Below are 20609 nucleotides of genomic sequence, written 5' to 3'. Positions count from 1 at the left end.
TTCACCGCGCCTCGATCATCGCCTTCTTGAGCTCAATGGTCATTTTCTGCATTCGCTGCTCGGCCTCGGCCCGCTTGGCGCGGCCATCCTCCTGCACCTTCAGGACGCCACCGATCGTGTCGATCAGATCGCGGTTGGCGGCAGCAAGCGTGTCGATGTCGACGATACCGCGCTGCGATTGCTGTTCTATGGCAATCGCCTGATCCTTCATCATTTTCGATGCCTGGCGGATCATGTCGTTGGTGGCGTCGGTGACGGTCCTCTGCAGTTCGAGCGCGGACTTCTGCTGGGTCAGGCCCAGCAGGATCACCATCTTCTGCTTCCAGGCCGGCACGGTCAGTGCCGACGTCGCCTGCAGGTTCTCGATCAGGGTTTCGTCACCGGCCTGAACGATACGGATCTGCGGCAATTGCTGAATGCCGAGTTGGCGCGCCTGCTGCAGGTAGAAGACCCGCTTTTCCAACCGGTCGAGAGCCTGGAGGCTGTCCTGATAGACCTGCGCTTCCAGCATGCCGCCGCCGGGATTGGCCGAAGCCGCATCAGCGGCACTTTTCAGCCGGGGAAGCTCCGTCGCGCGGAAGCGCTCGGCAAACGTCTTTCCAGCCTGCACATAGGCGTCGAGCTGTACGATGGATTGCTTGGTCTCCTCATGCAGGTCATCGAGGAGAGCGATATCGCGGCGCAGAATGTCTTTGTGGCGATCAAGCTCCAGTCCGATGCGGTCGATCTGGCCAGCCACGTCCTCGAACTGCTCCTTGAAACGCTCCAGCTTCGCCCTGAACGAGGAAAACATCCGCGATAGAAAGCCCTCGTCCTTCAACGAGGCAGGATCGAGCTTCTTCGACTTGACGATGATATCGGTCAGCAACTTGCCGACTTCGCCGAGATCGCGGTTGCGCACCTCGCGCAGGATACGATCGGAATAATCGGAAACGGCCTGCTGGGCACGGTCGCCATAGACGGAAATGCCGGCCCTGTCGGTCAGATCTATGCTGTCGCCGATGCGGGCGATTTCCGCCGGATCGGCCGTGACGACCGGCAGCGTGTTATTGGAACTCGTGGAGATACCGGTATTGCTCATAGGTCGTGCTTTCTCGTCCATAGACTCGGGAGCCGACCGCAAAAATTGCCAATCGCCCCAAGACGATGCCCTCGCGCGCCCCACTACAATTTCAGATCGAAGCAGAGGGAATATGCACTTACTTCTGCGTGTCGATCGTTTCACACAATAGTGAAACTTGGATCACAGTTTTATGACAGAGGTTTTGCACGTTGAACGAGAGTCTATTGGCACGCCTTCGTACCGAGAACTTCAAGCTTGGTGAGCTTGCCGGTCAGCACGAAGTCACCATAATCCATGGTGAGGTCGCGCGTGATACCGTTTTCGTAGAGCTTGAAGGACATCCGGTAGACGGGCATGGCGTCGCCGGTGGACTTTTCGTTGAAATAAGCCACGGTCACCGGCCAAAAAGGCGTCTTGGAGAAGGCGCCAGCCTTGTCGGCATCGGGATCATCGGTCGCCGGCGTCTGTTCCTTGCCGACGACGGTGGTGGCGATCAGCGGCTTGTCCCCATCGTCGGAACCGTCGAAAACCTGCGCCTCGAAAAAGTTCTTGCCGAGCTTGGCGTTGTGGATGATGTCGAGCATGTGCTCCGTCGGGAAACGGCTCTCGATGATCTGGACCTGCTTGTTCTGCGGCTGGGTGAGGTCGACCTTGATGCCCTTCTGGTCGTCGCTTGCGGCGCCGCGCACATCCTTGTCGAGCTGGCTGTCAGTATAGGACTTGGTCTCGAAGCGGAACAGCCGCTTGCCGAGATCCTCGAAGGTCGTCGTCTGCTGGTCGCTGACGCGCGTTGAGTCCCCCGTATCGATCTTCGTCACGAAGCGGAAATTGGTGGTGAATCCGGTGCAATCGGAGCCTTCGAACTCATAGACCATGCGGCCGACCATGCCGGAGATGCCGGAGCGATCGGAGGCATCCTTCAGTTCAAGATCATAGACGGCGCGATGCGCGATCAGCCCGCTCGGACCGGCAGCATGGGCTGCCGAGGTTCCCAGTGACAGAATGCTCAGGCCCGAAACGACGGTAGCAGCAAGACTCGAGCGGAACATTCATTATCTCCTGTTGGACTCGCACGCGATGTTATAAGAACGCTTTCGGCTGAACGAGGCTGCCGATCCTAAGTGACCGAATTTAGTCTTGATGCCGGATTTTTGAAGTTTTTACAACAAAACGGGAGATGAATAATGTCCGACGCTATCGAGGGCCGCCTGAAGGAACTCGGCATCGTTCTGCCGCAAGCTGCAGCACCGGCCGCCAACTACGTTCCCTATGTCATCAGCGGCAATCTTCTCTACCTGTCGGGACAGCTGCCGATGGAAAACGGCAAGATCGGCGTCACGGGTCATCTCGGCAAGGATGTCGATGTTGCCGGCGGGCAGCGGGCGGCCGAGCTTTGTGCCATCAATATTCTCGCCCAGGCGAAAGCTGCCCTCGGCGGCGATCTCGGCCGGATCAAGCGGCTGATCAAGCTCAACGGCTTCGTCGCCTCGACGCCCGATTTCGTCGAACAACACCTTGTGATCAACGGCGCATCCAATCTTCTGGCAAACGTGCTTGGCGAAGCCGGCAAGCATGCCCGCGCCGCCGTCGGCATGGCCGCCCTGCCGCTCAATGCCGCCGTTGAAATCGATGCCATTCTGGAAATTGCATAATGAGCAAGCTTGCCTGGTTGACCGAGCGTCCAGTCGCTCACCGCGGCTATCATGACATGAACAAGGAAGTCTGGGAAAATACACTCTCCGCCTTCAGCCGCGCCATCGAGGCGGGCTTTGCCATCGAGTGCGACCTGCACTACGCCTCCGACGGCGTTCCGGTGGTCTTTCATGACGACGACCTCCAGCGCGTCTGCAATCTGCCGGGCGAAGTGCGCGAACGCACCTCGGCCGAGCTCGGGCTGCTGTCGGTCGGCGGTACCAAGGACAAGATCCCGACGCTGAAGCAGCTCCTGCGGCTCTGCGACGGCAAGGTGCCGCTCGTGCTGGAGCTGAAAGGGCGCGAAGGCGATGACGATGGCTTTGCCGAATCCGTGCTCGAAGTGCTGGAAGGCTACAAGGGGCATGTGGCGCTGATGAGCTTCGATCATTGGCTGCTCAAGGACCTCAAGGCGCTGGAAGCGCCCTACCCTGTCGGACTGACGGCTGAAGGAAACAAGCCTGAGACGTTTTTTCAGCATGACGAAGCCATGCATCTTGGGCTAGACTTCATCTCGTACTTCTACGGCCACCTGCCGAACCCCTTTGTTACGGCGCAACGCCAGCGCGGTATTCCGGTCATCACCTGGACCGTGCGCGACGAAGCGGCCCGCAAACATACATTTGCCAATGCAGACCAGATGACCTTCGAAGGTTTTGATCCGCGCCTGGCCTCGTAAATCGGCATCGATTGAAGAAGAGGCTTTGCGCATACCCAAATTGCCGCTGCGCCGACAGTGCGACCTTCGGGCGGATGGCGCGGCGGTGAGAGCCCCTTCTTTCCTTTCAAGCGCAAGAGTTTGATGACAGACGAATTATCCATTCGAGTCGAACGATCCTTCAAGAATATCGCCCCGGAGAGCTGGTCGAAGCTGGCCGGAGCGTCCAGAACCGGCAGCGTCCTGCCCTACAATCCCTTTGTCTCGCACGCCTTCCTCTCATCGCTTGAGGAGTCCGGTTCCGCCACCGACAAGACCGGCTGGCTCGGCAATCACCTGCTGCTGGAAACCGAAAGCGGCGAATTGCTTGGTGCCGTCGCCGGCTACCTCAAGAGCCATAGCCAGGGCGAATATGTCTTCGACCATGGCTGGGCCGATGCCTTCGAGCGTGCCGGCGGACGCTATTATCCGAAACTGCAATGCTCCATTCCCTTCACGCCCGCCACCGGGCCGCGGCTGCTGGTGGCCGAGGGGCAGGATCGAAACGTGCTGCAGCCGGCGCTCGCCGAAAGCCTGAAGGAAGTCACCCGGCAGCTCGGCGTCTCCTCAGCGCACATCACCTTTCTGCCTGAAGAGGAAGCCTCGGTCTTCGAAGGCGACGGCTATCTGCATCGTACCGATCAGCAATTTCACTTTATCAACGAGGGCTATGCCGATCACGACGCCTTTCTGGAGACGCTGGCATCGCGTAAACGCAAGGCGCTTAAGAAGGAACGGCGCGCGGCGGTCGAGCGTGGTATCACCATCGACTGGCTGACCGGCAGCGACCTGACGGAAGGCATATGGGACCAGTTCTTTGCCTTCTACATGGATACCGGCAGCCGCAAATGGGGCCGCCCCTATCTCACCCGAAAATTCTATTCGCTGATCGGCGAGCGCATGCCCGACGACATTCTGCTCGTCATGGCCAAGCGCGAAGGACGTTATATCGCGGGCGCCATCAACTTCATCGGGGGCGAAACGCTTTACGGCCGCCATTGGGGCTGCATCGAGGATCATCCCTTCCTGCATTTCGAGGTCTGTTATCACCAGGCAATCGATTTTGCGCTGAGCAAGGGGCTGAAGCGGGTGGAAGCCGGGGCGCAGGGCGAGCACAAGCTGGCGCGCGGCTATCTTCCGGTGATCACGCATTCGGCGCATTACATTGGCCATCAGGGCCTGCGGCGCGCCGTTGCGGACTATCTGAAGCATGAGCGGGAACAGGTAGAGGAGATGAGTGAAATTCTCACCGAGCACAGCCCCTTCCGCAAAGGCGAACGGCAAGATATCTAGCCGTATGGGATAACCATAAACGCAAGACGAGGAGATACCGGATGACCATCCCCGCCTATGACGACAATAATATCTTCGCAAAGATCCTGAAGGGCGATATTCCTTCCTATCGCGTCTACGAGGATGAGCACACGGTCGCCTTCATGGATGTGATGCCGCAGTCGCCTGGCCATACGCTTGTCGTGCCGAAGGCACCCTCGCGCAATATTTTTGATGCCGACCCGGCTGCATTGCAGCAGGCAATCACTGTGGTGCAGAAGATCGCTGTCGCCGTTCGGGAAGCCTTTGATGCCGACGGCGTCTATATCGCGCAGTTTAACGAGCCGCCTGCGGGGCAGACCGTTTTCCATCTGCATTTCCACGTTATCCCGCGCCTTGAGGGCGTGGCGTTGAAGCCGCATTCGGGCAAGATGGAAGACGGCGCTGTATTGGCGGAAAACGCTAGAAAGATCATGGAAGCCTTGGCTTGATCCCGGCAACCTCATCTCATTTATGAGGTATTCCTTATAACCATATAAAAACAGCTGCATTGTCTCCAATGCAGCCGTTTCATTTTTCCTCAAATCACCGATCGGTGATTACTTGCGCGGAACCTTCGGAACCGTGCCTCCGCCCTTGCGCGGTGACTTGCCGTCAGACTCGCCGCTTTCGCTCGAAGGCGAGGCCTTGGCCGAGCGGCGGCTGTCGGCTGCCGTCGCAGCCCTGCCGACGCGGCTTCTGGCCTTGACGGTGACGTCGCCGTCATCCTCTTCCACCTCAGCCGGCACATCACCTACTTCGGCTTCCGGCTTCGGCCGGATCGGAGCGGTGTCGGCGATCGCCTCGAGCAAGATGCCGGTCGAGCCGTCCTCCTTCTTGCCGACTGTGACGTTGACCACGCCGCCCTTCTTCAGCTTGCCGAAGAGGATTTCGTTCGCCAGCGGCTTCTTGATGTTTTCCTGGATGACGCGCGCCAGCGGACGGGCGCCCATCTTGTCGTCGTAACCCTTCTCGGACAGCCAGGCGATGGCGTCCTCGTGCAGGTCGAAGGTCACGTTCCGTTCGGAAAGCTGCGCTTCCAGCTGCATGATGAACTTCTGCACGACCTTGTGGATAACGGTCGTCGGCAACGGCGCGAAGGGAATGACCGCATCCAGACGGTTGCGGAATTCCGGTGTGAACAGGCGATTCAGCGCCTCTTCATCCTCGCCCGTACGCTTGGACGAGCCGAAGCCGATGGCGGCCTTGGCCATTTCCGAAGCGCCCGCATTGGTCGTCATGATCAGGATGACGTTGCGGAAATCGATCTTCTTGCCGTTGTGGTCGGTCAGCGCGCCATGGTCCATGACCTGCAGCAGGATATTGAAGATATCCGGATGCGCCTTCTCGATTTCGTCGAGCAGAACCACGCTGTGCGGATGCTGATCGACGCCGTCGGTCAGCAGGCCACCCTGGTCGAAGCCGACATAGCCGGGAGGTGCACCGAGCAGACGGGAAACCGTGTGACGCTCCATATATTCCGACATGTCGAAGCGCAGCAGTTCGACGCCGAGCGACGAGGCAAGCTGCTTGGCGACTTCGGTCTTGCCGACGCCGGTGGGGCCGGAGAAGACGTAGCAGCCGATCGGCTTGTTCGGTTCGCGCAGGCCCGCACGTGCCAGCTTGATCGAGGTCGAAAGTGCTTCGATCGCCGTATCCTGGCCGTAGACGACCGAACGCAGTTCCTGTTCGAGGTTGGCGAGAACCATCTCGTCATCCTTGGACACCGTCTTCGGCGGAATGCGGGCCATGGTCGCAATCGTCGCTTCGATCTCCTTTTCGGTGATCAGCTTGCGGCGCTTGGACGGCGGCAGCAGCATCTGGGCGGCACCCGTCTCGTCGATCACGTCGATCGCCTTATCCGGCAGCTTGCGGTCGGAGATATAGCGAGCCGACAGCTCGACAGCCGTCTTGATGGCGTCGTTCGAGTAGCGCAGGTGGTGATACTCTTCGAAATAGGGCTTCAGGCCCTTCATGATTTCGATGGCATCCTCAATGCTCGGCTCGTTGACGTCGATCTTCTGGAAGCGGCGGACGAGCGCCCGGTCCTTCTCGAAGAACTGGCGGTATTCCTTGTAGGTGGTCGAACCGATGCAACGGATCGCACCCGAGGAAAGGGCCGGCTTCAGCAGGTTCGACGCATCCATCGCGCCGCCGGAGGTGGCGCCCGCACCGATGACGGTGTGGATCTCATCGATGAACAGCACGGCGCCCGGATACTCCTCGAGCTCCTTGACGACCTGCTTCAGGCGTTCCTCGAAGTCGCCGCGATAACGGGTGCCGGCAAGCAGCGTGCCCATATCGAGCGAAAAGATCGTCGCATCGGCCAGCGCTTCGGGAACCTTGCCCTCAACGATGCGCTTGGCAAGACCTTCGGCAATCGCCGTCTTGCCCACGCCAGGGTCGCCGACATAGAGCGGATTGTTCTTCGAGCGGCGGCACAGCACCTGGATGGTGCGATTGACCTCGGAGTTACGACCGATCAACGGATCGATCTTGCCGTTCTTGGCCTTCTCATTGAGGTTGACGCAATAGGCCTTCAGGGCGTCCTGCTGCTTCTTGCCATTACCCTCCTCCTGCTCGCCGCGGGAGGTCGGCTTGCTTTCGGATTCGCTTTCCTCGGCGCCGCGCGGCGTGCGGGTCTGGGAGGAACCCGGGCGCTTGCCGATGCCGTGAGAGATATAGTTGACCGCGTCATAGCGGGTCATTTCCTGCTCCTGCAGGAAGAAGGCAGCATGGCTTTCCCGCTCCGCGAAAATCGCGACGAGGACGTTGGCGCCCGTCACTTCCTCGCGGCCGGAAGATTGCACATGGATCACGGCGCGCTGGATGACACGCTGGAAGCCGGAAGTCGGCTTCGAGTCCTCATCGTAGCCCGTGACCAGGTTGGAGAGTTCATTATCGACGTATTCAGTCAGAGTCTTACGGAGCGCGTCGAGATCAACATTGCACGCGCCCATGACAGCTGCGGCATCGGCGTCGTCTACCAGCGCCAAAAGCAGATGTTCCAGCGTGGCATACTCGTGATGCCGCTCGTTCGCGTAGGTCAGTGCCTGATGCAGCGCCTTCTCAAGACTAGGCGAAAATGTTGGCACGTTCAGATCCTCACTTCTTTTCCATAACACATTGCAGCGGATGCTGGTGCTGCCGGGCAAAGTCCATCACCTGGCTCACCTTCGTTTCGGCTACTTCATATGTATATATCCCGCACTCGCCCACGCCGTGGTTGTGGACATGAAGCATGATGCGGGTGGCACTTTCGAGATCCTTTTGAAAGAAACGCTCCAGGATATGGATCACAAAGTCCATGGGCGTATAGTCATCATTCAGAAGCAGCACGCGGTATAGATTGGGTTTCTTGGTTTTGGGCTTGGTGCGCGTAATCACCGAGGTCCCGCGATTTCCGTTGTCCCCGTTCCTTTCGCTATTGTTTTGCATCCGGATCGGCTCAGCGATCATTTCATTCATTCCTCAAATCATCCGGCAGAAGCTATCGCATTCCGACTTGGCACTGGATTGGATTCTTCACTTGGTCGGGCCGGATATCCGAACCTCTAACTTAGTTCATATTGGCGTGATTTTAAGCCCCTTGCGGGACACTGCAATCACAATTCGCTGACAAAGGGGGCTGCGGTCAAAAAAGTCGCTGCATATCGCCATGTCGGGTCCGGTGCGCCAAAACGCAAAAGACCGGCCGCGCGTCGCGCAGCCGGTCCTTCCGGAAATTTTGCCTTTCGGCGAAAGTTTAAGCGGCGGTCGCCGTTGCCGCTGCCTTGCTGGCAGCCTTCGTTGCAGCCGCGACGGGCGCTTCGTAAGGCTTGTAGGCCACCTTGGCGAGATCGGCATACATTTCGCCGAGCTTAGTGGCTTCGGCAATGAAGTTTTCATAGGAAGACTTCACATAGCTGCTCTGCAGTTCGAAGGCAGCTTCGAAGCTCTTGACGCCGGCGAGCGTTTCGAAGTGTGCAACACCATCCTGGAAAGACTTCTTGGAGTATTCAGCGGCTTCGGCAGCAATCGCCTGAAAGCCCTTGGTGACATCGGAATAGCTCTTCAGCGCCGTGTCCATGGCTTCCTTGCCCTTCTTGTTCGCTTCATCGAAATTGAACATGCTTCTCCGTCCCTTGTTGGCCGGCCGGCGGCCGGTTTACAGGGATAAAGGTTAAATGCGGCGCACAATTAGTCAAGTAGTCTTGTGCGACGCAATATCACCTTTCGGTTGCATTTTGGATGACGGCGCGGTGTCGATAGTGATGAGTGCGCCGCATCATTCTGTTTTTCCTAATATATATCATCCCCCCTGCAACCACAGGCTTTGATTAAAATATTGGCATTTGGACAGAAAGAAGCCGAAAGAGATCAGAACGGCAGCGGAATGATCAAATTGACAAACGTCAAAGAAAAAGGCCGCATTTCAATGAAATACGGCCCAAATATTCGATCACTATACGAGATCGATATAATCAGAGATCGACGTCCAGAATAGCCATCGAGAAATTATAGGAGCGGTCGCCATCTTCGTCGTCGATATAGACGACACCCAGAAACTCTTCGCCGAGGTAGACTTCCGCAGAATCGTTCTTGCGCGGGCGGGCCTTCACCACGACCTGCGGGTTGAACGTGCGCTTGAAATAGGCGTCGAGCTTCTTGATTTCTTCGGGCTTCACAATGCTTCTCCGTGAGGATCTCTGTTGGCCGCTTCTTGCATAGGAAAAGCGGCGGTGTAAAGACCGGAACCGCGCATAGCTATCCGGCGACAGCGCAAGCCTCGGAAAATCGGACTGGAATTTCCTAGATTCCTGCACCCATGATCTGGTCAACGATCAATTGCTCGGCGAGCAGCTGATCCATCGAGCGAGAGGGCTCGGAGCACCCTGCTTCTCCGACCACCTTGGCCGGAACGCCGGCAACGGTCGTCTTGGCGGGCACCTCCTTCAGCACCACGGAGCCGGCGGCAATGCGCGAGCAATGGCCGACCTGGATATTGCCGAGAATCTTGGCCCCCGCACCGATCAGGACGCCGTGGGCGATCTTCGGATGGCGGTCGCTGCCTTCCTTGCCGGTACCGCCGAGCGTGACCCCATGCAGGATGGAGACGTTGTCGCCGATGACGGCCGTCTCGCCCACGACGAGGCCGGTCGCATGATCAAGGAATATGCCCTTGCCGATGCGCGCCGCCGGGTTGATATCGGTCTGGAAGACGCTGGAGGAGCGACTCTGCAGATAAAGCGCGAAATCGCGGCGACCGCGATTATGCAGCCAGTGCGCCAACCGATGTGTCTGTAACGCATGGAAACCCTTGAAATAGAGGACAGGCTCCAGGAACCGCAAGCAAGCGGGATCGCGATCATAGACTGCCTGGATATCGACACGCAGAATCGATCCCCATTCCGGCCAGTCGGCGAGCATTTCCTCAAAAGTCTGCCTCAGGAGAATAGCCTGCATATCCGGATGGTCGAGGCGCTCGCAGATGCGATAGATGACGCATTCTTCCAGCGAACGATGGTTGATGATCGTCGAATAGAGGAAGGCGGCAAGGAGGGGATCCTTTTCGGCAGCGGCGCGTGCTTCCTCGCGCATGCTGTCCCAGATCGGGTCCATGACCTTCACTGCGCCCAAGCCTTCAACCTGGCGAATATCCGTTGCTGCGACCATTGGCGGTCTCCCGATTTTCTGTCAGGGGTGCATTATATAGAATAAAAGCCAGACAAGACAAATGGGTTGATCGCGCATGAATTTCGAGCATGACTTTGCCGGCGGTCTCATTCGCGCGACATGCAGCGACGCGATCGGTACGATCGCCATCGGCAATCCTGGCAGAAAGAATGCCGTGACGGCTGCCATGTGGCGTGCCCTCCCGCAAGCCGTGCGCATCCTGACCGATGAAGCCCATGCGCATGTCATTGTTCTGCACGGCGCGGGCGCGGATTTTTCAGCCGGCGCCGATATCAGCGAATTCGACAGCGTGCGCAAGAATTCCGAGACCGCGGTCGCCTATGAGGCGCTGAACAGCCAGGCTTTCGAGGCTATCCGTCACTGCCGCGTGCCGACAATCGCCGCAATCCGCGGCATTTGCTATGGCGGCGGCTTCGGCTTGGCAGCGGCCTGCGATCTTCGCATAGCCGAACGAGGCGCGCGATTCTGCGTCCCCGCCGTCCGCCTCGGCATCGCCTATCCCGCCGACGCCGTGCAGGACATCGTCAACGCGCTCGGAGCGCAGATGGCCAAGGTCACGCTGTTTACCGGCGCACCCATGTCTGGCGAGAAGATGGTTGCCGCCGGCTTTCTTCTGGAGGAAATCGACGCAGAGGCATTCGATGGCGAAGTCTCCGCCCTCGCCCATGCCATCGCCGCCAATGCACCGATCGCGCTGCATGCCTCGAAACTTGCGATCCGCGCCGTCATCGAGCAGAACGGCGATCTGCTGCGCGAAGCGGAAGTGATCGGCGCCGAGACGTTCGACAGCGCCGATTATGCCGAGGGCCGCGTTGCCTTTGCAGAGCGACGGAAACCACACTTCACCGGCAAGTGACTTAGCGCTGGCCGAGGCGCTGATAGAATTCGAGAACCGCCGCTTTGAAGATCTTGTCGCCGACGGCGAGCATGTGATCGCGGTTCGGTATGTCGATGGCCTCGGCGTTCGGCATCAATGCGGCCAGCTCCTGGCCCGAGCCGGCGATATCGTCCTTGGTGCCGACGGCGATCAGAGTCGGCGCCTCGATCCTTGCCACATCCTCCCTTGACGCCAGATCGCGTGAGCCTTGGATGCAGGCGGCCAGCGCCTGCCGATCGCTTTTCGTCTGTTCGGCAAAGGCGCGGAACATGCGCCCGCGTGCATGGGTGACATCATCGAGCGATGGTGCCACCAGTGCATCCGCAATTGGATCCCAATCGCCGACGCCCTCGACCATGCCGATGCCGAGACCGCCGAGAACCAGCGAGCGGACGCGATCCGGATGAGCGATCGCCATAAAGGTCGAAACACGCGCACCCATGGAATAGCCCATGACATGCGCCTCGGGGATGCCCAGATGATCGAGAAGGGCGACGGCATCCTCTGCCATGATCCACGGATGGTAGACATCGGCATCATAGAGCTTGTCGCTCGAGCCGTGGCCACGGTTGTCGATGGCGATCACGCGATAGCCTGCCTCGCCGAGCGTCTTCAGCCAGCCCGGATTGACCCAGTTGGCAATCGCCGTTGAAGCGAAGCCATGAATCAGCAGCACTGGCGGGCCGCTCGGATCGCCATCATCAAAAAAGGCAAGCTTCAATCCGTCTCTGATAAAATGGGACATCGAGGGAGCATTGAGATTCATGGCGTCGTCTTCACAAACTGGGTCCTGTTGGCGCCGGACCATATTTTATCGGCGATATCAAATGAACCCTATGCCTGCGAAAATCTCTGCCTCAAGCCGGACTTTCGCACTACACAATCGGGAAGAAGGATTATAAAGAGGGGCGACCAAGTCTGGCGCAACCATCATGCCGCTTAAGGCAAGACGCATTCGGAGATCATCATGGCCGGCCACAATATTCCCCATTTCCAGAACGACGGCGGACATCGCGTCATCGAAATCGGCGTGAAGGAATTCATGTGCACTGGCGCTTCGGTTCCCTATGATCATCCGCACATCTTCATCGACCTCGGCGACGAGAGCGAGAAGGTCTGCTCCTACTGCTCGACGCTCTTCCGCTACAATCCTTCGCTGAAGGCGGATCAGACGAATCCGGCCGGCTGCGTCTTCCATTTCAAGGCGGCCTGACGCCATAGCATCCGATCGGACATAGAAAATGCCGATCAAAGCAGCCGCAATCATCGGCGCCGGAATAGCCGGATTGACGGCGGCTCTGGCGCTGGCGAGACACGGGATTGCCTCCGACATTTTCGAACAGGCAGAGGTGCTGACCGAAGTCGGTGCGGGCCTGCAGATTTCGCCGAATGCCTCCCGCATCCTCGATACGCTCGGCGTGCTCGACGCGCTCAGACCGGTTTGGCTGGAGCCCGAGGAAGTCCGACTCGTATCTGGCTCGTCGCTGCGGCCGGTCGCCTCCATTCCCTGTGGAAAATTTGCCCGAGAGCGATGGGGTGCCCCCTATGGTGCCGCGCATCGCGCGACCCTGCAAAAGGCGCTCCTCAATGCGGTAACGGCCAATGACTTATGCAGGCTGCACCTCGGCCGGCACATCGATATCAAGGACAAGCAGACACTGGAAGAGAGCGCCGGAAGGGGATTCGATCTCGTCATCGGCGCAGACGGCGTGTGGTCGAAAGTGCATGCGATGGTGCCCAATGCGCCCTCGCCGCTCTTCTCCGGGAATATTGCCTGGCGCTTCTCCATTCCGCAGGCCGCAGCCCCGACCCTGCTGGACAAGGCGAACGTCACGGCATTCCTCGGCCCTTCCAGCCACCTCGTCTGCTATCCCATCCGGGAAAATGCCGCCTTCAATATCGTCGCCATCGTCTCCGGCAGTAGCACCAGCCGCGATTGGGGTGCGACTGGCAGCAAGGCGCAGCGCGAGCAGATGCTGCGCGGCTTTTCCGGCTGGAACGGTGCGATCCTGCCAATGCTGGAGGCACAGGAGCAGACAAGCTTCTGGCCGCTCTACGAGATGAAGGAAGGTCGGTGGCATAATGGTCGCGATACGATCCTGATCGGAGACGCCGCGCATGCGATGATGCCTTTTGCGGCGCAAGGCGCAGCCATGGCGATCGAGGATGCCTTCGAGCTTGGCGGGCTGCTTTCTGCGCGCTCGCCGGCGGAAGCCTTCGAACTCTATGAAAAGCATCGGACGCCACGGATTGCGCGCCTGAGGCAACGCGCCGCCTTCAATCAGTTCGCCTATCATGCCCGCGGCCCGATCCGGATCGCGCGCGACCTCGTTCTCTCCCTCCGCCCGCCGCAAAGCCTCGCGGCGGACATGGACTGGATTTATGGCTACCGCGCCATCGGTTGATCAAACCTCTTTGGCGGCGGCAAAGCCCTTTTCGATGTCCGCCTTGAGATCCGGCACGTCTTCGAGACCAACCTGCAGGCGAATGACCGGCCCCTCCGTCGGGACCTTGGTGACGCGACGGTCGTTGAGGTTGACGTGCAGGGCCAGACTTTCAAAACCGCCCCAGGAATAGCCGAGAGCGAAAATTCGCAAGGCATCGAGGAAGGCATGCGCCTTCGCCTTGAATTTCTGGGGATCGTCGACGGCCAGAACGAAGGAGAAAATCCCGCTCGCGCCCTTGAAGTCGCGCTTCCAGAGTTCGTGGCTGGGGAAACTCGGCAAGGCCGGATGCAAGACGCGCGCGACCTCCTCCCTATCTTCGAGCCACCGGGCGATAGCAAGCGCGCTTTCCTGATGCCGATCCAGGCGTACGCCCATGGTACGCAAGCCGCGCAGCACCTGATAAGCGTCGTCGGGCGCCCCACAAAGGCCGAGCTGACCGTGAGCGTCCAGCAACCGCTTCCAATGCGTCTCGTTGGCGGAAACCGTGCCCATCAAAATGTCGGAGTGACCGGCGGGGTATTTCGTCACCGCATGAATGGAAACGTCGACGCCATGGTCGAGCGGCTTGAAATAGAGCGGCGTTGCCCAGGTGTTGTCCACGGTCACGACGCAGCCGTGACGATGAGCCGCTGCCGAGATTGCGGGGATATCCTGCACTTCGAAGGTGTTTGACCCCGGCGATTCCGTATGGACCAGCTTGGTGTTCGGCTTGATCAATCGCTCGATATCGGCGCCAATCGACGGATCGTAATAATCGACCTCGACGCCGAGGCGCTTCAGCATGGTATCGCAGAAGAAGCGCGTGGGGCCGTAAACCGAATCAACGATCAGCGCGTGATCGCCTGCGGAGAGATAGGCGAGAAGCGGCACGGTGACCGCAGCAAGCCCGGAAGGTACGATGATCGTTCCCGCCGAACCTTCTAGCGCGTTCATTGCTTCGCATAGCGCATCCGTCGTGGGCGTGCCGCGTGTGCCGTAGGTATATTTCTGGTCATGCGTCTCCATCACGCGCGCATTGGGAAACAGCACCGTCGAGGCACGCACGACAGGTGGATTGACGAAGCCGTGATAGTCGAACGGCGAATTGCCGATATGGGACAAGCGCGTGTTGATGCCGGCGTTCGGCAGGTTTGTGTCTTTGTCTTTCATGTCAGGATATGCCTTTGGCGCTGTTGGAAGCTGGATTTGTGGCGGCCAAGTCCAGTGGGGTCAACCCCGATCATTCCAACGCCATACATTATTAGAAGGCTAAAATAACAAAAATGACGGCCAAAACCCAGTTTTCGCGCAGATTTTTGGCAAAATGCCGCTCATTTTGGCGCCAAATGCCCATTTTTCGCCCCCGAGAAGCAAAAATGCCGAATAAAACCGCAATAATTGGGGCGATCTCTTGACCGCTACACCATTTGCGACTGTGATAGCGCCACTCGCACCGAGAAAGGGAAGGAACACGGTTCTCCAGGAACCTGCTTCGGACGCGATACAGTTTAACTATAAAACAAATAGACAAAGGTAGGGAAAATGAAAAAGATTGCTCTCTCCGCATTCCTCGGAGTCGCAGCCTTGGCTTACACCGCGTCCGGCGCTTCGGCTTCGACGCTGAGCGACGTAAAGGCCAAGGGCTTCGTCCAGTGCGGCGTGAATACCGGCCTTCTCGGCTTTGCACAGCCGGACGCATCCGGTAACTGGGCCGGTTTCGACATCGACTTCTGCAAGGCTGTCGCTTCAGCTGTCTTCGGCGATCCGACCAAGGTGAAGTACACGCCTCTCAGCGCCAAGGACCGCTTCACCGCGCTGCAGTCCGGCGAAATCGACGTGCTTTCCCGTAACACCACCTGGACCATCAACCGCGACACCGCACTCGGCCTAAAATTCCGTCCGGTCACCTATTATGACGGCCAGGGCTTCATGGTTCGCAAGGAGCTGAACGTAAAATCGGCGCTCGAACTTTCCGGCGCGGCAGTTTGCGTCCAGTCCGGCACGACGACCGAGCTGAACCTGGCAGACTATTTCAAGACCAACAACCTGCAATACAATCCGGTCGTCTTCGACAAGCTCGAAGAAGTCAACACGGCCTATGATTCCGGCCGTTGCGATGTCTACACCACCGACCAGTCTGGTCTCTATGCACTGCGCCTGACGCTGAAGAACCCGGACGACAACGTCGTTCTGCCCGAAATCATCTCCAAGGAGCCGCTCGGCCCGGCCGTTCGCCAGGGTGACGATCAGTGGTTCAACATCGTCAGCTGGACGGCCTACGCGCTCGTGAACGCCGAAGAATTCGGCATCACCCAGAAGAACGTCGACGAGATGAAGAACTCGGCCAATCCGGACATCAAGCGCTTCCTCGGCGCAGAACAGGGTTCTACGATCGGCACCGACCTCGGCCTGACCAACGACTGGGCCTATAACATCATCAAGGGCGTCGGCAATTACGGCGAAGTCTTCGACCGCAACATCGGCGCAGGCAGCCCGCTGAAGATCGCTCGTGGTCTCAATGCTCTGTGGAGCAAGGGCGGCATTCAGTACGCACCGCCGGTGCGCTAAGTCGCAAAGAGCCTAGCTTTAAGAGAGAGGCGGCTTCGCCTCTCTCCCCTCAAGAAAACAAGCCTGAAACAGGCACATTGGGGAAAAATTCTATATGGCAATTACTGTAAACTCGCCTGAAGGCGGGCGCTCGGCACTATCGGCGGCGCTATACGACCCCAAAGTTCGGGGTGCCTTCTATCAGGCGCTCACGATCATCATTCTCGCGGGACTTTGCTGGTTTGTTGTCACGAACACCATCGACAATCTGCGCGCATTGAACCGCTCGTTCGGCTTCGGCTTTCTCGAAGGACGCGCTGGCTTTAACCTGGGGCAAGCGCTGATTCCCTACTCCAGCGATTCGACCAATGCCACCGCCCTTCTCGTCGGCGTACTGAACACACTCCTGATTTCGGTGGTCGGCATCGTCGCGGCGACTATCGTTGGCTTCCTCATTGGCATCGGCAGGCTTTCGCATAATTGGCTGATTGCGAAACTTTCCCAGGCCTATGTCGAGATCTTCCGGAACATCCCGCCTCTGCTCGTCATCTTCTTCTGGTATAGCGGTGTTCTGGTGCTGCTGCCGCAGGCGCGCGATGCCGTGCACCTGCCATTCTTCAGCTATCTCAGCAATCGCGGCCTCGCCTTTCCGAGCCCGATCTTCGGCGCGGGCATGTGGGCCGTCGGCATTGCCTTTCTCATCGCCATAGCCGTCGTATTTTTCGTGGCGCGCTGGGCGCACAGGCGTCAGGCGGCAACCGGTCAGCAATTCCATACGATCTGGGTGTCGATCGGCATCCTGATCGGCCTGCCGTTGCTGGTCTTCCTGGTAACGGGCATGCCGCTTTCCTTCGACTATCCCATTGCCGGCAAATTCAACCTGACGGGTGGCACGGTCATAAGTCCGGAGTTCCTTGCGCTTCTGCTTGCACTATCCCTTTATACCGCATCCTACATTGCCGAGATCGTACGCGCCGGTATTCGTGGCGTGCCAAAGGGTCAATCGGAAGCAGCGGGCGCACTTGGCCTTCGGGCGTCGGCCATCAACCGGCTGATCGTCATACCGCAGGCCATGCGCATCATCATTCCGCCGCTGACGAGCCAATATCTCAATCTGATCAAGAACTCGTCGCTTGCCATCGCCATCGGCTATGCCGATCTCGTCGCCGTCGGCGGCGTGATCCTCAATCAGTCCGGCCGAGCCGTCGAAGTCGTCATCATCTGGATGATCATCTATCTCGCCTTGAGCATCGTGACATCGCTGTTCATGAACTGGTTCAACGCCAAGATGGCTCTGGTGGAGAGATAGAATGTCCAGCGTAGATCAACACTTCGTCAGTAAGGCGCTTCTCACAGCGCAGCCGGCACCCGCCAGTGAAAGAGGCGCGTGGCACTGGTTGAAAAAGAACCTGTTTGCCACGCCCAAGGACATTGTCCTCACCGTGCTTGCCATCACCTTCCTTGCCTGGGTGATCCCGCACCTGATCAATTGGCTATTCCTAAATGCGGTCTGGAGCGGGACCGACCGCACCTTCTGCGCTACCACTGTTCAGGGCGGAACGCAGCCGGATGGCTGGAACGCCGCGTGCTGGGCCTTTGTCCGCGCAAAATTCGCCATCTTCATGTTCGGCCTTTATCCGCCGGACGAGCGCTGGCGGCCGATCCTCGTCTGCATCCTGATGATCGCCAGCTTCGTTCCGTTGCTGATACCGTCGGTTCCCCGGAAGGGATTGAACGCAATCCTGGCATTCTTCGTGCTGCCAGTTGTTTCGTTCTTCCTGCTCCACGGAGGCTTCGGCCTTGAGACGGTGGAAACGGAACGATGGGGGGGCCTGCTGGTAACGCTGGTGATCGCTTTCGTCGCCATCGCAGTCTCATTCCCGTTCGGCATCGTGCTTGCGCTGGGACGCCGGTCGAAACTGCCCATCCTTCGCATGCTGTGTGTGACTTTCATCGAAATCATCCGCGGCGTACCGTTGATCACCGTGCTGTTCATGGCGAGCTATATGCTGCCGCTGTTCATGCCGCAGGGCTGGACTGTCGATAAGCTTTTGCGTGCCGTGGTCGGTGTCGCGATCTTCACCTCGGCCTATATGGCCGAAGTCATCCGCGGCGGTCTGCAGGCGATACCGAAGGGCCAGTTCGAGGGCGCCGATTCGCTCGGCCTCGGCTACTGGCAGAAGATGCGGCTGATCATTCTGCCGCAAGCGATCAAGCTGGTCATTCCCGGCATCGTCAACACCTATATCGGCATGTTCAAGGACACGTCGCTGGTTGCGATCATCGGCATGTTCGACTTGCTCGGTATCGTTCGTCAGAACTTTTCGGATGCCTCTTGGGCGACGGCGGTGACCCCCGTAACGGGTCTTGTATTCGCTGGATTCGTTTTTTGGCTGTTCTGCTTTGGCATGTCGCGCTATTCAGGTTTCGTGGAACGCCATCTCGACACCGGCCACAAGCGATAAAATTGAGGGAAATTACAAAATGGCTGAAGCCCAATCGAAGAAAATGACCGTCTCCGAGACCGAGGTCGCGGTCGACATGATCAACATGAACAAGTGGTATGGCGATTTCCATGTGCTGCGCGATATCAACCTGAAGGTCATGCGCGGCGAGCGCATCGTCATTGCCGGCCCATCCGGCTCGGGCAAATCGACGATGATCCGCTGCATCAACCGCCTGGAAGAACACCAGAAGGGCCAGATCATCGTCGACGGGGTCGAACTCACCAACGATCTGAAGAAGATCGACGAGGTGCGCCGCGAAGTCGGCATGGTGTTCCAGCACTTCAACCTCTTCCCGCACCTGACCATTCTGGAAAACTGCACGCTGGCGCCGATCTGGGTGCGCAAGATGCCGAAGAAGCAGGCGGAAGAGATCGCCATGCACTTCCTCAAGCGCGTCAAGATCCCCGAACAGGCCAAGAAATATCCCGGCCAGCTTTCCGGCGGTCAGCAGCAGCGTGTGGCAATCGCCCGCTCGCTCTGCATGAACCCGAAGATCATGCTGTTCGACGAGCCAACCTCAGCGCTCGATCCGGAAATGATCAAGGAAGTGCTCGACACCATGGTGGGCCTTGCTGAAGAAGGCATGACCATGCTGTGCGTGACCCACGAAATGGGCTTTGCCCGTCAGGTCGCCAACCGCGTGATCTTCATGGACCAGGGCCAGATCGTCGAACAGAATTCGCCGAAGGAATTCTTCGACAATCCGCAGCATGAGCGCACGAAGCTGTTCCTCAGCCAGATCCTGCACTGATACGGATCGATTGAATGAACAAGACCCGCCGCTGCATCGCTGCCGGCGGGTTTTTTATGTGCGGCCGGGTTCAGCAGTCGTAATCGGCGTCAGGACGCGGATCTCGCAGGCCGTCTCCTCCTGATTGCTGCCTGACAATTTTGGCAGCGTTAGCAAGCCCTATAGCGCTTCGCAAAAAACGAGATATATTCTTTATCACCGCGAATAATGCGGAATTCACGAGACGTCGGGGAAGCGGGCCGTGAAAAAAAGCGACAGGATCATCGGCGGATTAGCTCTTCTGAGCGTCGCTATCATCGTCATCAAGTTGGCCGGAGCAATGTACGGCTACGACCTTATCCAGATGGCGGTCGACGCTACGCGGCCAAAAGCTGCCGGCGGCTGGCCGATGGCGGCGAACTGAATGCTGATAGCCAGAATGAAGTCTGCATGACGGAAAGCGGCGCCGCGCACGCGAAATCAGATCTCTCCTTCTCGGGAAAATGGCGACCCCTGCAGGATTCGAACCTGCGACCACATGCTTAGAAGGCAAGTGCTCTATCCAGCTGAGCTAAGGGGCCATGAGCCTTGCCGCGCTTTGCGCGGCGGGCAACACATGCCTGAAACCGCCGCCAAACTCAATGGCCGGCGTTCAATAAGTGCCTGGTTTCAGTGCGTCCAGGGCTGGATGCGGTTGAAGCGGAAGTTGTCGGAATAGGATACCGTCTGCCGGATGGGATCCTTTGGCGGGATGACGCGGTAGTCGATGCCGTTGCGCTTGGCGTAATCTTCCGCCTGTTCCTGCGTCTCAAAGGTCAGCTTGAGCTGCTGGCGCATATCGCCCGACGAGGTATAGCCCATGATCGGATCGATCTTGCGCGGCATTTCCTGATCGAACTCCAGAACCCAGATATTGGTTTTGGCCTTGCCGGATTGCATGGCGGTTTTTGCAGGACGATAAATCTTGGCAGGCATTGCTGCAGCGCCTCCGAATCAAGCGGGAATGATCCGCTTACTTGCTTCTCTTGCCGCGACGCGATCCTCTGCGGGCCGCGCGAACACGACTTTTGCTTAGCTGCGAAT

General features: G+C 58.5%; 22 protein-coding genes and 1 tRNA gene. 12 read left to right on the top strand and 11 right to left on the bottom strand.

The genetic code is table 11. The features are described 5' to 3' along the window. Nucleotide 1: 1 nt before the first annotated feature. The gene (locus tag JJQ51_RS21800; protein ID WP_113352598.1) at nt 2–1081 is read right to left on the bottom strand and encodes a toxic anion resistance protein; all 1080 of its coding nucleotides are present in this window, start codon (nt 1079–1081) and stop codon (nt 2–4) included. A gap of 203 nt (nt 1082–1284) precedes the next feature. After that, a complete protein-coding gene (locus JJQ51_RS21795) occupies nt 1285–2112 on the bottom strand; it encodes a cell envelope integrity EipB family protein (protein ID WP_113333708.1) in 828 nt (275 codons plus the stop codon). 135 nt (nt 2113–2247) lie between these two features. Between JJQ51_RS21795 and JJQ51_RS21790 the strand changes: the two genes are divergently transcribed. The 4 genes from JJQ51_RS21790 (at nt 2248) to JJQ51_RS21775 (ending at nt 5215) form a co-directional block, all read left to right on the top strand. After that, on the top strand, nt 2248–2715 hold the full coding sequence (locus JJQ51_RS21790) for a RidA family protein (RefSeq protein WP_092715564.1): 468 nt from the start codon (nt 2248–2250) through the stop codon (nt 2713–2715). After that, a complete protein-coding gene (locus tag JJQ51_RS21785; RefSeq protein WP_112721370.1) occupies nt 2715–3434 on the top strand; it encodes a glycerophosphodiester phosphodiesterase in 720 nt (239 codons plus the stop codon). Before JJQ51_RS21790 ends, JJQ51_RS21785 begins: the two co-directional genes overlap by 1 nt. A gap of 123 nt (nt 3435–3557) precedes the next feature. Then, nucleotides 3558–4745, top strand: coding sequence for a GNAT family N-acetyltransferase (locus tag JJQ51_RS21780; RefSeq protein ID WP_113352599.1), 1188 nt, complete (start codon nt 3558–3560; stop codon nt 4743–4745). A gap of 41 nt (nt 4746–4786) precedes the next feature. Then, nucleotides 4787–5215, top strand: a complete 429-nt coding sequence (locus JJQ51_RS21775; protein ID WP_113352600.1) for an HIT family protein — start codon at nt 4787–4789, stop codon at nt 5213–5215. 108 nt (nt 5216–5323) lie between these two features. Here the strand turns inward: JJQ51_RS21775 and clpA are convergent, their stop codons facing one another. From clpA to cysE, 5 genes are all read right to left on the bottom strand, one after another. Continuing rightward, a complete protein-coding gene (gene clpA, locus JJQ51_RS21770) occupies nt 5324–7858 on the bottom strand; it encodes an ATP-dependent Clp protease ATP-binding subunit ClpA (RefSeq protein WP_113352601.1) in 2535 nt (844 codons plus the stop codon). A gap of 10 nt (nt 7859–7868) precedes the next feature. Further along, nucleotides 7869–8222, bottom strand: coding sequence for an ATP-dependent Clp protease adapter ClpS (gene clpS / locus JJQ51_RS21765; protein ID WP_069612294.1), 354 nt, complete (start codon nt 8220–8222; stop codon nt 7869–7871). Between the two features lie 286 nt (nt 8223–8508). Continuing rightward, the gene (locus JJQ51_RS21760; RefSeq protein ID WP_069612075.1) at nt 8509–8874 is read right to left on the bottom strand and encodes a phasin family protein; all 366 of its coding nucleotides are present in this window, start codon (nt 8872–8874) and stop codon (nt 8509–8511) included. A gap of 352 nt (nt 8875–9226) precedes the next feature. Next, the gene (locus JJQ51_RS21755) at nt 9227–9430 is read right to left on the bottom strand and encodes a DUF3126 family protein (RefSeq protein ID WP_015339784.1); all 204 of its coding nucleotides are present in this window, start codon (nt 9428–9430) and stop codon (nt 9227–9229) included. Nucleotides 9431–9554: 124 nt separating this feature from the next. After that, nucleotides 9555–10418: a serine O-acetyltransferase gene (gene cysE / locus JJQ51_RS21750; protein WP_113333704.1), complete on the bottom strand. Its 864-nt coding sequence runs from the start codon at nt 10416–10418 to the stop codon at nt 9555–9557. Between the two features lie 76 nt (nt 10419–10494). Between cysE and JJQ51_RS21745 the strand changes: the two genes are divergently transcribed. Next, a complete protein-coding gene (locus JJQ51_RS21745) occupies nt 10495–11295 on the top strand; it encodes an enoyl-CoA hydratase-related protein (protein WP_145631286.1) in 801 nt (266 codons plus the stop codon). A gap of 1 nt (nt 11296) precedes the next feature. Here JJQ51_RS21745 and JJQ51_RS21740 read toward each other — a convergent pair whose 3' ends face one another. Next, nucleotides 11297–12082: an alpha/beta fold hydrolase gene (locus tag JJQ51_RS21740; protein WP_152096174.1), complete on the bottom strand. Its 786-nt coding sequence runs from the start codon at nt 12080–12082 to the stop codon at nt 11297–11299. Nucleotides 12083–12283: 201 nt separating this feature from the next. Between JJQ51_RS21740 and JJQ51_RS21735 the strand changes: the two genes are divergently transcribed. Continuing rightward, nucleotides 12284–12529 carry a zinc-finger domain-containing protein gene (locus JJQ51_RS21735; protein ID WP_069612293.1) on the top strand — a complete coding sequence of 82 codons (246 nt, stop codon included), beginning with the start codon at nt 12284–12286 and terminating at the stop codon, nt 12527–12529. A gap of 28 nt (nt 12530–12557) precedes the next feature. Next, nucleotides 12558–13721 carry an FAD-dependent monooxygenase gene (locus tag JJQ51_RS21730; RefSeq protein ID WP_269245326.1) on the top strand — a complete coding sequence of 388 codons (1164 nt, stop codon included), beginning with the start codon at nt 12558–12560 and terminating at the stop codon, nt 13719–13721. On the opposite strand, the gene JJQ51_RS21725 is transcribed toward JJQ51_RS21730, so the two are convergent. After that, nucleotides 13722–14912, bottom strand: coding sequence for a cystathionine beta-lyase (locus tag JJQ51_RS21725; protein ID WP_269245325.1), 1191 nt, complete (start codon nt 14910–14912; stop codon nt 13722–13724). A gap of 372 nt (nt 14913–15284) precedes the next feature. Here JJQ51_RS21725 and JJQ51_RS21720 point away from each other — a divergent pair, with 372 nt between their 5' ends. The 5 genes from JJQ51_RS21720 (at nt 15285) to JJQ51_RS21700 (ending at nt 19950) form a co-directional block, all read left to right on the top strand. After that, nucleotides 15285–16310 (top strand): amino acid ABC transporter substrate-binding protein, encoded by a 1026-nt coding sequence (locus JJQ51_RS21720; protein WP_095434788.1) that lies wholly within the window; start codon nt 15285–15287, stop codon nt 16308–16310. A 94-nt stretch (nt 16311–16404) separates the two neighbouring features. Beyond that, complete coding sequence (locus tag JJQ51_RS21715; RefSeq protein WP_069612068.1) at nt 16405–17598, top strand: amino acid ABC transporter permease; 1194 nt, start codon at nt 16405–16407, stop codon at nt 17596–17598. Nucleotide 17599: 1 nt separating this feature from the next. Then, nucleotides 17600–18754 (top strand): amino acid ABC transporter permease, encoded by a 1155-nt coding sequence (locus JJQ51_RS21710; protein ID WP_113333698.1) that lies wholly within the window; start codon nt 17600–17602, stop codon nt 18752–18754. Between the two features lie 19 nt (nt 18755–18773). Next, nucleotides 18774–19547 (top strand): amino acid ABC transporter ATP-binding protein, encoded by a 774-nt coding sequence (locus JJQ51_RS21705; protein ID WP_095434785.1) that lies wholly within the window; start codon nt 18774–18776, stop codon nt 19545–19547. Between the two features lie 241 nt (nt 19548–19788). Beyond that, nucleotides 19789–19950, top strand: a complete 162-nt coding sequence (locus tag JJQ51_RS21700) for a hypothetical protein (RefSeq protein WP_173002538.1) — start codon at nt 19789–19791, stop codon at nt 19948–19950. Nucleotides 19951–20030: 80 nt separating this feature from the next. On the opposite strand, the gene JJQ51_RS21695 is transcribed toward JJQ51_RS21700, so the two are convergent. Then, nucleotides 20031–20107, bottom strand: a tRNA-Arg gene (locus JJQ51_RS21695). 88 nt (nt 20108–20195) lie between these two features. Then, nucleotides 20196–20501, bottom strand: a complete 306-nt coding sequence (locus tag JJQ51_RS21690; RefSeq protein ID WP_069612065.1) for an ETC complex I subunit — start codon at nt 20499–20501, stop codon at nt 20196–20198. Nucleotides 20502–20609: the final 108 nt, after the last annotated feature.

The sequence above is a fragment of the Rhizobium sp. AG207R genome (genome assembly GCF_027109195.1).
In the GTDB taxonomy this organism is placed as follows: Bacteria; Pseudomonadota; Alphaproteobacteria; order Rhizobiales; family Rhizobiaceae; genus Rhizobium; species Rhizobium dioscoreae.
This window is presented reverse-complemented; position numbering and strand designations above follow the sequence as displayed.

Coding starts and splice junctions, on each gene's coding strand:
- JJQ51_RS21800 (WP_113352598.1), bottom strand. CDS start 1,081: ATGAGCAATACCGGTATCTCCACGAGTTCCAATAACACGCTGCCGGTC.
- JJQ51_RS21795 (WP_113333708.1), bottom strand. CDS start 2,112: ATGTTCCGCTCGAGTCTTGCTGCTACCGTCGTTTCGGGCCTGAGCATT.
- JJQ51_RS21790 (WP_092715564.1), top strand. CDS start 2,248: ATGTCCGACGCTATCGAGGGCCGCCTGAAGGAACTCGGCATCGTTCTG.
- JJQ51_RS21785 (WP_112721370.1), top strand. CDS start 2,715: ATGAGCAAGCTTGCCTGGTTGACCGAGCGTCCAGTCGCTCACCGCGGC.
- JJQ51_RS21780 (WP_113352599.1), top strand. CDS start 3,558: ATGACAGACGAATTATCCATTCGAGTCGAACGATCCTTCAAGAATATC.
- JJQ51_RS21775 (WP_113352600.1), top strand. CDS start 4,787: ATGACCATCCCCGCCTATGACGACAATAATATCTTCGCAAAGATCCTG.
- clpS (WP_069612294.1), bottom strand. CDS start 8,222: ATGATCGCTGAGCCGATCCGGATGCAAAACAATAGCGAAAGGAACGGG.
- JJQ51_RS21760 (WP_069612075.1), bottom strand. CDS start 8,874: ATGTTCAATTTCGATGAAGCGAACAAGAAGGGCAAGGAAGCCATGGAC.
- cysE (WP_113333704.1), bottom strand. CDS start 10,418: ATGGTCGCAGCAACGGATATTCGCCAGGTTGAAGGCTTGGGCGCAGTG.
- JJQ51_RS21745 (WP_145631286.1), top strand. CDS start 10,495: ATGAATTTCGAGCATGACTTTGCCGGCGGTCTCATTCGCGCGACATGC.
- JJQ51_RS21740 (WP_152096174.1), bottom strand. CDS start 12,082: ATGAATCTCAATGCTCCCTCGATGTCCCATTTTATCAGAGACGGATTG.
- JJQ51_RS21735 (WP_069612293.1), top strand. CDS start 12,284: ATGGCCGGCCACAATATTCCCCATTTCCAGAACGACGGCGGACATCGC.
- JJQ51_RS21730 (WP_269245326.1), top strand. CDS start 12,558: ATGCCGATCAAAGCAGCCGCAATCATCGGCGCCGGAATAGCCGGATTG.
- JJQ51_RS21725 (WP_269245325.1), bottom strand. CDS start 14,912: ATGAAAGACAAAGACACAAACCTGCCGAACGCCGGCATCAACACGCGC.
- JJQ51_RS21720 (WP_095434788.1), top strand. CDS start 15,285: ATGAAAAAGATTGCTCTCTCCGCATTCCTCGGAGTCGCAGCCTTGGCT.
- JJQ51_RS21715 (WP_069612068.1), top strand. CDS start 16,405: ATGGCAATTACTGTAAACTCGCCTGAAGGCGGGCGCTCGGCACTATCG.
- JJQ51_RS21710 (WP_113333698.1), top strand. CDS start 17,600: ATGTCCAGCGTAGATCAACACTTCGTCAGTAAGGCGCTTCTCACAGCG.
- JJQ51_RS21705 (WP_095434785.1), top strand. CDS start 18,774: ATGGCTGAAGCCCAATCGAAGAAAATGACCGTCTCCGAGACCGAGGTC.
- JJQ51_RS21690 (WP_069612065.1), bottom strand. CDS start 20,501: ATGCCTGCCAAGATTTATCGTCCTGCAAAAACCGCCATGCAATCCGGC.